The sequence below is a fragment of the Nocardioides luteus genome, assembly GCF_014648595.1.
Lineage (GTDB): Bacteria > Actinomycetota > Actinomycetes > Propionibacteriales > Nocardioidaceae > Nocardioides > Nocardioides luteus.
The window spans coordinates 30907-43046 of sequence record NZ_BMRK01000010.1 but is presented as its reverse complement, the minus strand read 5'-3'; the positions used below and the strand labels follow the sequence as shown (position 1 = coordinate 43046).

The window sequence follows — 12140 nt, the reverse complement described above, 5'->3', positions numbered from 1 at the left end:
GTCTCTCTCCCTCGGAAGATCGGCCCGGTGGGGTCAGCCCTGCGGCACCGCGACGGCCGAGACGACGGTCTCGAGGATGTCGGTGACCGACCGGCCGTGCATCGCCGCGGAGGCGCTGGGGAGGAGACGGTGGGCCAGGACCGGGCCGGTCAGCCTGCGTACGTCATCGGGGAGGACGAACTCGCGTCCGTGCAGTGCGGCGTGAGCCTTCGCGGCCCGCAGCAGGTGCAGGCTGGCGCGGGGGGAGGCGCCCAGGGCGAGCTCGTTGTTGGTGCGGGTCGCGGCGGTCAGCGCCACGGTGTAGCGGCGGACCGCGTCGGCGACGTAGACCTGGTTGACGACGCCGACGAGCTTGCGGATCTCCGCGGCGTCGGTGACCGGGTCGAGGTCGTCGAGCGGGTTGGCCGCGCTGTGGCTGGCCAGCATCGCGATCTCGGAGCCGACCGGCGGGTAGCCGACCGAGACCCGGGCCATGAACCGGTCGCGCTGGGCCTCGGGGAGGGCGTAGGTGCCCTCCATCTCGATCGGGTTCTGAGTCGCGATCACCATGAACGGCGACTCCAGCTGGTAGGTCACGTTGTCGACGGTGACCTGGTGCTCCTCCATGCACTCCAGCAGAGCGGACTGCGTCTTGGGGGAGGCGCGGTTGATCTCGTCGCCGACCACGATGTTGGCGAAGATGCCACCCGGGCGGAACTCGAACTCGCGGGTGTTCTGGTTGAAGATCGAGACCCCGGTGACGTCGCTCGGGAGCAGGTCGGGCGTGAACTGGATGCGCCGCACCGAGCAGTCGATCGAGCGCGCCAGCGCCTTGGCGAGCTGGGTCTTGCCCACGCCGGGCACGTCCTCGATCAGGAGGTGGCCCTCGGCGAGCAGCACGGTGAGCGTGGAGTCGACGACGTCGGTCTTTCCTTCGATCACCTTCTCGATGCTGTCGCGAATGCGGCCCGCGACCCGCACCAGTTTCTCGATCTCTGCCCCATGCACTGGGCCCGGCCCTGGGGCCTCCAACGGCGTCGTCACGTCGCGTCCTTCCGACTCACACCTGCGTATGGGAACACCGTACGGGGTAGTGCCCACGGCGTCTGCGGCATTCACCCGACTGTGACCTGCTCTGGGGAGTCCGTCGAGTTTCGCCGGGGGAGCGGCTCGTGGTGCGAAATCACCTCGTGGGGGAGGAAGGTGGTTTGAATGTGGGGGATTGTGGGGTACGGTGGGGCAAAGTGGAGGAACGATCCACGTTGAGCTGACCGCGGGGGCGAGCACATGTTCTTCATGGGCACGTACACGCCGAAGCTCGACGAGAAGGGCAGGGTCTTCCTCCCCGCAAAGTTCCGAGATCGACTGGCGGAGGGGGTTGTCGTGACGCAAGGTCAGGAGAACTGCCTCGTGGTGTGGCCCGAGGACGTCTTCATGCAGGAGGCGCAGCGGGCCCAGCAGACGCCGCTCACCTCCCGGGACGCACGTGACTACGCCCGAGTCCTCTTCGCGGGGGCCGAGCAGACGACACCCGACAAGCAGGGCCGGATCGGCATCTCGCCGCTCCTGCGCGACTACGCCGGGATCGTCAAGGACGTGGTCGTGATCGGTGTGATGGACCGGATCGAGATCTGGGACCCGGCCAAGTGGGCGGAGTACTCCGCGGGTGCACAGGCCAAGTTCGCAGAGCTCGACGAGTCGACGGACTGATAAAGGGACAGATCGACAAAGCGACAAGCAATCACAAGTCAACAGCGGATCCGCAGGACGAGGTCTCAGTCCCGCTCCACAGCCAGCCATCCGGGGCACCTTCCCCGGTTCCGGACGGCACTCGGTGTCGGAGCGGGCATGAGACCTGGCTCTGCGGATCCGGCGTTGTCAACCCGTGGCTCTGCCAGAGAGACGGGGGAACACACACCAGACGAAGCCGTGCGATGGGGGTCGAGGCGGTGACGAACCAGAAGCACGTGCCGGTGATGCTCGACCGCATCGTCGACCTGCTCGCGCCGGCGCTCGCCGATGGTGGCGTCATGGTCGACTGCACGACCGGTCACGGTGGCCACACCGAGGCCGTCCTCGACCGCATCCCGGGCTCGCGCGTGATCGGCATCGACCGCGACACCTACGCCCTCGGCATCGCGGGGGAGCGGCTGGCCCGCTTCGGCGACCGCTGGACCGGCGTCCACGCGGTCTACGACGAGATCCTCGACGTGGTCGCCGCGCAGGGGCTGGACGAGGTCCAGGCGGTGCTCTTCGACCTCGGTGTCTCCTCCATGCAGCTCGACCAGCGCGAGCGCGGTTTCGCCTACGCCGAGGACGCGCCGCTCGACATGCGGATGGACGCCACCCGCGGGAAGACCGCGGCAGACGTCCTCAACACCTACTCGGCGGGCGAGCTGACCCGGATCCTGCGCGACTACGGCGAGGAGAAGTTCGCCAAGAAGATCGCCTACGCCATCGTCAACCGGCGCGAGAAGGTGCCGTTCACCACGAGCGGGCCACTGGTCGAGCTCCTCTACGCGGAGATCCCGGCCCCGGCCCGGCGCACCGGCGGACATCCGGCCAAGCGCACCTTCCAAGCGCTGCGCATGGAGGTCAACGACGAGCTGGGGGCGCTGCGTACGGCGCTCCCGGACTCGTTGGAGGCCGTCGGTGTCGGTGGGCGTGTGGTGGTGGAGTCCTACCACTCGCTCGAGGACCGGATGACCAAGCGAGCCTTCGCCGAGGCGACCAAGCTCGACGTACCGCCCGACCTGCCTTTCGTGCCGCCCGAGGCGGAGCCGTCGTTCCGGCTGCTCACCCGCGGTGCCGAGCAGGCCAACCCCCAAGAGATCGAGGAGAACCCGCGAGCCGCCTCGGTGCGGCTGCGTGCGGTGGAGCGCACCAAACCACGAACCAAGCCAGCCAAGTCGACCCCTGGAGCAACCAGATGAGCATCGCCGCCGCGCCACAGGCGCCTGCGCGTGGCCCGGAGCGGGCCACCGAGACGACCCAGACCAGGCTCACCGCCGTCCCGGCCCCGCTGCCGTCCCCGATGGCGCCGCGCCTGCCGTTCGTCGTGCTCGTCTCGATGCTGCTCGTCGGTGGTGTGGTGGGTCTGCTGGTGTTCAACACCTCGATGCAGCAGTCGGCCTTCCAGGAGGCCCGCCTCCAGGAGCAGGCGACCACGCTGGCCGCCCGCGAGCAGGCCCTCGACGGCGAGCTGAAGAAGATGGAGAACCCGCACAAGATCGCCGCCAAGGCGAAGGAGCTCGGCATGGTCGTCCCGCAGAACGCGGCCATGCTGCGGGTCCCCGAGGCGAAGGTCGAGGGCGAGCCCGCTCCGGCCGACCGCTCCGCGACGCCGCCGCTGCACCCGAAGGTCGGCAAGCCCTACAGCGTGCTGCTCGCGGAGAAGAAGGCCGCCGAGGCCGCCGCCGCGAAGAAGAAGGCAGCCGAGGACGCCAAGAAGAAGGCCGAGGAGAAGGCGGCCGACGAGGAGCAGCGTACGTCCACGGACGAGGCTCGCTGAGGGCGCGTCGCTGGCTGATCCATGAGTCACTTGCGACACACTGGCATCATCAGTCACAGCCTGTAGCCGAAGCTGCACAGATCGAGGGTAGGAGAGCGATGGCCGAGCGAGGTCTCCAGCGGAAGCGGCGCCGGCCCGCCGGATCGTCCGCGCGCAAGCCGGCCCCGAGGAAGACGCAGCGACGCGGGCCGGCGCACATCCGGCTCCGCGTCGGCTTCATCCTGGTGGCGATGGTGCTCTCCGTCTTCGGCGGCCGGCTGGTGCAGCTGCAGGGCATCGACCCCTACTCGTACGCAGCGATGGCGGCCGCCGAGAACGTCGTCGACGTCGTGCTGCCCGCCGAGCGCGGCGAGATCCTCGACCGGGACGGCGAGGCGCTGGCCGACTCCGCCGACGGGCTGATGGTGCTCGCCGACCCGAAGCAGACCAGGAAGGACGCTCCGGCGATCGCGGCCTTCCTGTCCAAGGAGCTCGGGGTCGACTACGCCTCCGCGCTCAGCAAGCTCCGCAAGGACGGCAGCAGGTTCCAGTACATCAAGCGTCAGGTGCCGGCGACCCAGGCCACCGCCGCGGTCGAGAAGGCCGGCAAGGAGGGTTACCAGGGGCTGTGGACCAGTCGTGACCCGCTGCGCAACTACCCCAACGGCGACGTCGCGGCCAACCTCGTCGGCTTCCTCGGCAACGACGGCCCGCTGGCCGGCCTCGAGGCGGCCTTCGACAAGCACCTGGCGGGCAAGGACGGGCACGCGGAGTACGACGCCACCAGCCCGGTCAGCGGCACCCGGATGCCGCTCGGCACCAACAACCGCGTCGACCCCGTCGACGGCCACGACCTGACTCTGACCATCGACCGCGACCTGCAGTACTACGTGCAGCAGACCCTGATGGACGCGGTGCAGAAGTCGCGCGCGGAGTCGGGGATGGCCGTGGTCATGGACACCCAGACCGGCGAGATCCTCAGCCTGGTCGACTACCCGACCTTCGACGCCCGCGACCCCGCGGCGTCGCCGAAGACCCTGCGCGGCAGCAACGCCCTCTCCAACGTCTACGAGCCGGGCTCGGTGCAGAAGGTGCTCACCGTCGCCGGCCTGCTCGACCAGGAGCTGGTCGCGCCGTCGACGCGGCTCAAGGTGCCCGGCTCCTACCGCTCGGGCAACGCCGACATCCACGACTGGTACGAGCACGGCATGGAGAAGCTCACCCTCGCCGGAGTGATCGCGAAGTCCTCCAACATCGGCACCGTGATGGCGGCGGACAAGTTCGCCGACGGTCAGCTGCGCGACTACCTCTCCGCCTTCGGCCAGGGCCGGCGCACCGGCATCGGGCTCGACACCGAGTCGCCCGGCCTGCTCGCCTCCCCGGAGAGCTGGACCGCGGCCAACGAGGACCGCATCGACTTCGGCCAGTCGATCTCGGTCAACGCCGTGCAGATGACCGCCGCGCTCAACACGATCGCCAACGGCGGCGTACGCATCGACCCGAGCCTCATCTCCGGCAGCGCCACCAACAACTCCGGCATCGAGGTCGGCACCGACACCGCCCAGCGCAACCGCGTGGTCTCTGAGAAGGCCGCCTCCCAGACCGCGGAGATGATGGAGCGGGTCATCACCGACCCCGTCAACGGCACCGCCCCGCAGGCCGGCGTCGAGGGCTACCGCGTCTCCGGCAAGACCGGCACCGCGCAGCGCGTCAACTCCGAGTGCAAGTGCTACGACGGCTCCACCACGGTCTCCTTCGGCGGCTTCGCCCCCACCGACGACCCGCGCTTCACCGTCTACGTCGCCATCCACAACCCTGGCAACGGCGGTGGCGGTGGCACCGTCACCGGCCCGGTGTTCTCGCAGATCATGTCGTTCGCCCTGCGGCGTTACGGTGTCCCGCCGACCGGGACCGAACCGTCGAAGATGCCGACCGGGTGGTGAGGGCCAGGGATACCCGGTCGACCGGGTATCCCTGGACTTGACGGGCACTGAAACACCCGTCAAGTCCACAAAGTGCCCGTCATGCTCCGAGATCTGTCTCGCCATCCGGACCGCACGCGTCAGTTCAACCCAGATACATAAGCGTGTTATGGTGTTGCGAGTGAGCACGGAAGCGACGGGACGAGACCTGGCCCCCACGATGGAGCGGCTGGTCCGGCTCGCTCGAGAGGTGTCGACGGCGGGGGAGGTCTCGACCACCGGTGCCGCGGTGCTGGCCCGGCTGGGCCGGCTCGGCGGTCAGCGGATCACCGATCTCGCCCGGGCTGAGGGAGTCACCCAGCCGGCGATGACCCAGCTGATCAACCGGCTGGCGAACGACGACCTCGTGCGGCGGACGGCCGACGCCGAGGACCGCCGCGGCGTCCTCGTCGAGGTGACCGATCGCGGTCGCGAGGTCACCACCGCCAGGCGTACGCAGCGGGCCGAGGCCCTCGAGGCGGCACTCGTCCGCCTCGACCCGGCCGACCGCACCGCCATCGCGGCCGCGCTCCCGGCCCTCGACCGGCTCGTCGACGCCGTGCTCGGGTCCTGACGCGCCGGCCGCCGGCGACGCGTACGAAACCAACGTCAGAGAAGAGGCAAGAAGAATGAGCTCCCACCAAGGGGCGGCTGCGCCCAGCCCGTTCAAGCAACCGCGGGCCGTGTGGGCGGTCGCGTTCGCCTGCGTGGTGTCCTTCATGGGCATCGGGCTCGTCGACCCCATCCTTCCGGTGCTGGCCGAGGAGCTGGAGGCGACGCCCGCGCAGGTCTCGCTGCTGTTCACCAGCTACCTCGTGGTCACCGCCGTCGCGATGATCGGGGTCGGCTGGGTCTCCAGCCGGATCGGCGCCAAGTGGACGCTGATCCTCGGTCTGGTCCTCATCGTCCTCTTCGCCGGCCTCGCCGGCACCGTGGACGGCGTCGACGGCATCGTCGGCTTCCGCGCCGGCTGGGGCCTCGGCAACGCGCTGTTCATCTCCACCAGCCTCGCCGTCATCGTCGGCTCGGCCACCGGAGGTTTCGCGGGCGCGATCATCCTCTACGAGACCGCTCTCGGCCTCGGCATCGCGGTCGGCCCGCTCCTCGGCGGCGTGCTCGGCGGCATCTCCTGGCGCGGCCCGTTCTTCGGTGTCTCCGCGCTGATGGCGATCGCGCTGGTCGCCACCCTGGTCTTCCTGCCGCCGACGCCCAAGCCCGAGAAGAAGGTCTCGCTGGTCGCCCCGCTGGTCGCGCTGCGCCACCGCGGGCTGCTGACCATGGGCATCATGGCGCTGCTCTACAACTGGGGCTTCTTCACCCTCCTCGGCTACGCGCCCTACCCGATGCAGCTGCACGACCCGCTCCAGCTCGGCTGGGTCTTCTTCGGCTGGGGCATCCTGGTCGCGGTCTTCTCCGTCTGGGGTGCGCCGTGGGCCCAGCGCCGCTTCGGCACCGCGCCGACCCTCTACGTCAACCTGCTCGGTCTCGGCGTCCTGCTCGCGATCATCGGCCTGGGGGTCTCCAATCCCACCGTGGTGATCGTGGCGGTGGTCCTCTCCGGCATCTTCGTCGGCCTCAACAACACCCTGACCACCCAGGCCGTCATGCTCGTCTCGCCGGTGGAGCGGCCGATCGCCTCCTCGGCCTACGGCTTCGTACGCTTCATCGGCGGTGGCCTGGCCCCGTTCTTCGCCGGCAAGATCGCCGAGGCGACCCACCAGTCGATGGCCTTCTACGTCGGGGGCGCGGCCTTCCTGCTCGCCATCCCGGTCCTGGCCAGCGGCCACAAGCTGATCACGGCCGCCGAGTCGGGGGAGACCGCCGAGCCGGTCGCGCCGAGCCTCGAGCCGGTGGGCGACGTCCGCGGCGAGGGCCGTCCGGTGCTGGTCGCCGTCGGCGCCACCGCCGACGCCGACGAGGTCGTCGACGCGGCCGCCGAGCTGGCCGCCTCCGAGGGTGCCCCGCTGGAGGTGGTCCACGTCCGCGAGACCGAGGTCGTCGAGGAGTCGGCGATCGACGCCGAGGACCCGGAGACGGCCGCCGCGACCGTACGCGCTCACCTCGACCGCCTCGCCGCACGCGGCGTGAGCGCGACCGGGCTGGTCCTGCACAGCGTCGGCGACCACGCCAGCGCGGGCGTCGAGCTGGCCAGGTACGCCAACGAGGCCCGGGTGCGCACCATCGCGATCGGCTCCTCGCCCCGCGGCCGGGTCGTCCAGCTCGCCGACGGCTCGCTGACCACCGCGGTCGTCAACAACGCCGGCGTACCCGTGGTGCTCGTCGTCCCCGGCGAGGAGCCCCGCCAGCTCAGCGCGGCCGCGCTGACCCAGCTGCGCCACGCCTGATGTCGGCCCGGCGGGACCTCGTCCCGCCGGGCGGATAACCTTCGGCTGGTGAGCAGTGCGTACGACGAGACGGCGGCCTCGAAGAGCCCGACCCGCCCCCGGAAGACCGAGCCCGTGACGCTGGCCGAGCTGGCCGGCGAGTTCGGAATGGACGTACGCGGCGACGCCCGCGTCACCGGCGTCACGCTGAGCTCCCAACGGGTGCTGCCCGGCGACCTGTACGCAGCGCTGCCCGGCAGCCGCGCCCACGGCGCGAGCTACGCCCCCGGTGCCGTCGAGGCGGGCGCGGTGGCGGTGCTCACCGACGCCGCGGGCGCCGCCCAGCTGGCGGCCGAAGGCCTCGAGAACACCCCTCTGCTGATCATCGAGCAGCCCCGCAAGGTGCTCGGCGCGCTCTCCGCGCGCGTCTACGGCAACCCGTCGGACCGGCTGCGGCTGATCGGCGTCACCGGCACCCAGGGCAAGACCACGACCACCCGACTGGCCGAGAGCGCGCTGCTCGAGGCCGGTCACCGGGCCGGGGTCATCGGCACCGTCGGCACCCGGATCGGCGGGCACGACGTGAAGACGACGCTGACCACGCCCGAGGCCCCTGACCTGCACGGACTCTTCGGCCGGATGGTCGAGGAGGAGACCGAGGCCTGCGCCATGGAGGTCTCCTCCCACGCCCTGGTGATGGGCCGCGTCGACGGGGTCGTCTTCGACGTCGCCGTCTTCCTCAACCTCGGCCGCGACCACCTCGACTTCCACGAGACTGTCGAGGACTACTTCGCCGCCAAGGCCGACCTGTTCACCCCGCAGCGGGCCAGGCTCGGCATTGTCAACATCGACGACGAGCACGGCCGCCGCCTGGCTGCCGAGGCGACCATCCCGATCATGAGCTACGCCCTCCACGACGAGGGCGCCGACTGGCGCGCCACCGACGTCGAGCTGCGCCCCGACGGCTCCACCTTCACCGTCCACGGCCCCGGGGGGCTGGAGTTTTCGGCCGCCAGCCCGCTGGCCGGCGACTACAACGTCAGCAACACCCTCGCCGCCCTGGCGAGCATCCATGTGGCGTACTCCTCCGCGGCCGACGCCCCCGAAGCAGCCGACGAGGTCGTACGCAGCGTCGCCACGGCCCTGGCCAGGGGCTCCGGCGTCCCGGGGCGTCTGGAGCGGGTCGACGAGGGCCAGCCGTTCACCGTCGTGGTCGACTACGCGCACAAGCCGGACGCGGTCGAGGCCGCGCTCGGCACGCTGCGTCCGCTGACCGAGTCGCGGCTGATCGTCGTGATCGGGGCCGGGGGAGACCGCGACACCGGCAAGCGGCCGATCATGGGGGAGATCAGCGCCCGCCTGGCCGACCACGTCATCGTCACCGACGACAACCCCCGCACCGAGGACGCGGCGAGCATCCGGCGCCAGGTTCTGGACGGCACCACCGGCGGCACCGCGAGCGTCGAGGAGATCGGCGACAGGCGGGCCGCGATCGAGCGCGCGATCAGCATCGCCGAGCCAGGGGATATCGTCGTTGTCGCAGGTAAGGGGCATGAGACCGGCCAGGAGATCAACGGCGTCACCCACCCGTTCGACGACCGCGAGGTCGTGCGCGCGGCGCTGGCGTCACACTGATCGAAGGGCCGATACGGCGGGGTGCCGCAGAGCCGGCGAAGCCGTAGGGAAGAATGCCCGGGGCCGGTGTCTTCGCTATGCACGCCGGCCCGGGGGCAAGGACATGGAACGGCATGGCAAGGAAGGCACCCGGCTGACATGAGAGCGATCTTGCTGAGCGGAGCGATTGCGCTTCTGTTCTCGCTGCTCGGCACCCGATTTGCGATCGTACAGTTCACGAAGTTGGGCTACGGGCAAGAGATCCGCGAGGACGGGCCGACGACCCACCGCACCAAGCGCGGCACCCCGACCATGGGTGGCGTCGCGATCGTGATCTCGGTCCTCGTGGCCTTCTTCGCGGCCAAGCTGCTGACCGGCGACGCCCCGAGCGCGACCGCTCTCCTGCTGCTCTTCCTGCTGGTGGGCATGGCCGCGGTCGGCTTCGTCGACGACTTCATCAAGGTCTTCATGCAGCGCAACCTCGGTCTGCGCGCATGGTCGAAGATGGTCGGCCAGACGCTGGTCGCGGTCGGGTTCGGCGTGGTAGCGATCCACCCGGGGATGGCGAACGCCGACGGGATCACCCCGGCGGCCGACCAGCTCTCCTTCATCCGAGACTTCGGCCCCCACTTCCTCGGGGGCGACGGCATCCTCTTCTGGCTCGGCGGCGCGCTGCTGCTGGCGATCTTCTGGGTGATGGTCACCGGCACCTCCAACGCCACCAACCTCACCGACGGCCTCGACGGCCTGCTCGCGGCCTCCTCGGCCATCGTCTTCGCGGCCTACACGATCATCTCGATCTGGCAGAACAACCAGCGCTGCGGCCGCCCGAGCGTGGAGATCGGCACCTGCTACGAGGTGCGTGACCCGCTCGACATGGCGATCCTCGGCGCCGCGATCAGCGGCGCCTGCATCGGCTTCCTGTGGTGGAACGCCAGCCCGGCGAAGATCTTCATGGGCGACACCGGCTCGCTCGCGCTCGGATCCGTGCTGGCCGGCTTCGCGATCATGTCGCACACCGAGTTCCTGCTGATCATCCTCGGCGGCCTGTTCGTCATGGAGACCTCCGCGGTGATGATGCAGGTCGGCTGGTTCAAGCTCTCCCGCAAGCTCACCGGCACCCCGAAGCGCATCTTCCGGATGACGCCGATCCATCACCACTTCGAGCTGCTGGGCTGGGAGCAGGTCACCGTCGTGATCCGGTTCTGGATCATCACCGGTCTCTGCGTCGCCGCCGGCCTCGGAATCTTCTACGCCGAATGGGTGGCGACGATCTGATGACCCCCGAACAGCTCGACGGACTCGGCCGCAACGACTCCTGGGAGGGCGTGAAGGCGGTCGTCGCCGGCTTCGGCGTCTCCGGCTTCGCGGCCGCCGACAACCTCACCCACCTCGGTGCCTTCGTGATCGCGCTGGACGAGTCCCAGGGTGACGAGGAGCGCCAGGAGAAGGCCAAGCTCCTCGGCATCCTCGGTGCCGACATCCGGCTCGGCGAGGGCGCCACCCACGTGCTGCCCGACGACGTCGACGTCGTGGTCACCTCGCCCGGGTGGCGGCCGACCGCTCCGCTGCTCGCCCAGGCGCGCGAGCGCGGGATCCCGATCTGGGGCGAGGTCGAGCTCGCCTGGAGGCTCCGGGACCCCGACAACGCCGCTCCCTGGCTGGCGGTCACCGGCACCAACGGCAAGACCACCACCGTGCAGATGCTCGACAACATCCTGCGTACGGCCGGGCTGCGGTCGGTCGCCGTCGGCAACGTCGGCCTGCCGATCGTCGAGGCCGTGATGGACCCCGAGCCCTACGACGTCTTCGCCGTCGAGCTCTCCTCCTTCCAGCTCCACTACACGACCTCGATGGCCGCCGAGGCCGCCGTCGTCCTCAACATCGCCGAGGACCACCTCGACTGGTACCCATCGATGACGGAGTACGCCGCCGACAAGGGCCGCGTCTACGAGGGCGTCGAGCGGGCCTGCGTCTACAACGTCGCCGACGACGCCACCATGCACCTGGTCGAGGAGGCCGACGTCGTCGAGGGCGCCCGTGCGATCGGCTTTACCCTCGGCACCCCGGCCGTCGGCCAGGTCGGGATCGTCGAGGACATCCTCGTCGACCGCGCCTTCATCGCCGAGCGCCAGACCTCCGCCGCCGAGCTGTGCCAGGTCTCCGACCTGGCCTCCGCCGCGCCCCACTACGTCCAGAACGCCCTCGCCGCCGCCGCGCTCGCCCGCGCCCACGGCGTCTCCCAGGCAGCCGTACGCGACGGGCTGAAGTCCTTCCGCCCCGACGGCCACCGCATCGAGGTCGTCGGCGAGGCCGAGGGTGTGACCTGGGTCGACGACTCCAAGGCCACCAACCCGCACGCCGCCCAGGCCTCCCTGCAGGCCTACGACCCGGTGGTCTGGATCGCCGGCGGGCTGGCCAAGGGCGCCCGCTTCGAGGATCTCGTCGCCTCGGTCCACGAGCGGCTGCGTGCGGTGATCCTGATCGGGCAGGACCGCGACGTCATCGCCTCCGCCCTGACCGCGCACGCCGGTGGCGTCGAGGTGATCGAGCTCGACGAGGCCGACGGCGAGGCCGCCCTCGCCCAGGCCGTCGACCGCGCTGCCGCCCTGTCCCAGCCCGGCGACACCGTCCTGCTCGCCCCCGGCTGCGCCAGCCAGGACCAGTTCCGCGACTACAAGGCCCGCGGCGACGCCTTCGCCGCCGCCGTCCGCCGCCGCCTCTGACCCTGCCGAGGCGTCACCCCGGTCGGCCGAGGCGTCGCCCGGGTCG

10 protein-coding genes are annotated in these 12140 nt (G+C 70.4%); 9 read left to right on the top strand and 1 reads right to left on the bottom strand.

The annotated features are described in order from the left end of the window. Positions 1–33 precede the first annotated feature (33 nt). Positions 34–987, bottom strand: coding sequence for an AAA family ATPase (locus IEY81_RS13695; protein WP_189119040.1), 954 nt, complete (start codon positions 985–987; stop codon positions 34–36). Positions 988–1266: 279 nt separating this feature from the next. Here IEY81_RS13695 and mraZ point away from each other — a divergent pair, with 279 nt between their 5' ends. The 9 genes from mraZ (at position 1267) to murD (ending at position 12094) form a co-directional block, all read left to right on the top strand. Continuing rightward, positions 1267–1689 carry a division/cell wall cluster transcriptional repressor MraZ gene (gene mraZ / locus IEY81_RS13690; RefSeq protein ID WP_189119039.1) on the top strand — a complete coding sequence of 141 codons (423 nt, stop codon included), beginning with the start codon at positions 1267–1269 and terminating at the stop codon, positions 1687–1689. 224 nt (positions 1690–1913) lie between these two features. Beyond that, complete coding sequence (gene rsmH / locus IEY81_RS13685) at positions 1914–2912, top strand: 16S rRNA (cytosine(1402)-N(4))-methyltransferase RsmH (RefSeq protein ID WP_189119038.1); 999 nt, start codon at positions 1914–1916, stop codon at positions 2910–2912. Further along, positions 2909–3490, top strand: coding sequence for a cell division protein FtsL (ftsL, locus tag IEY81_RS13680; RefSeq protein WP_189119037.1), 582 nt, complete (start codon positions 2909–2911; stop codon positions 3488–3490). The genes rsmH and ftsL overlap by 4 nt, the downstream gene beginning before the upstream one ends. 98 nt (positions 3491–3588) lie before the next feature. Next, positions 3589–5412: a peptidoglycan D,D-transpeptidase FtsI family protein gene (locus IEY81_RS13675; RefSeq protein ID WP_189119036.1), complete on the top strand. Its 1824-nt coding sequence runs from the start codon at positions 3589–3591 to the stop codon at positions 5410–5412. 160 nt (positions 5413–5572) lie between these two features. Continuing rightward, a complete protein-coding gene (locus IEY81_RS13670) occupies positions 5573–6004 on the top strand; it encodes a MarR family winged helix-turn-helix transcriptional regulator (protein ID WP_229787848.1) in 432 nt (143 codons plus the stop codon). A 55-nt stretch (positions 6005–6059) separates the two neighbouring features. Next, on the top strand, positions 6060–7775 hold the full coding sequence (locus tag IEY81_RS13665; protein ID WP_189119034.1) for an MFS transporter: 1716 nt from the start codon (positions 6060–6062) through the stop codon (positions 7773–7775). Positions 7776–7823: 48 nt separating this feature from the next. Then, positions 7824–9389 carry a UDP-N-acetylmuramoyl-L-alanyl-D-glutamate--2,6-diaminopimelate ligase gene (locus tag IEY81_RS13660; RefSeq protein ID WP_189119033.1) on the top strand — a complete coding sequence of 522 codons (1566 nt, stop codon included), beginning with the start codon at positions 7824–7826 and terminating at the stop codon, positions 9387–9389. Between the two features lie 138 nt (positions 9390–9527). After that, entirely contained in the window at positions 9528–10646 is a 1119-nt protein-coding gene (gene mraY, locus IEY81_RS13655) for a phospho-N-acetylmuramoyl-pentapeptide-transferase (RefSeq protein WP_189119032.1), read from the top strand. Next, a complete protein-coding gene (gene murD, locus IEY81_RS13650; protein ID WP_229787847.1) occupies positions 10628–12094 on the top strand; it encodes a UDP-N-acetylmuramoyl-L-alanine--D-glutamate ligase in 1467 nt (488 codons plus the stop codon). Before mraY ends, murD begins: the two co-directional genes overlap by 19 nt. The last annotated feature ends 46 nt before the right edge of the window (positions 12095–12140 follow it).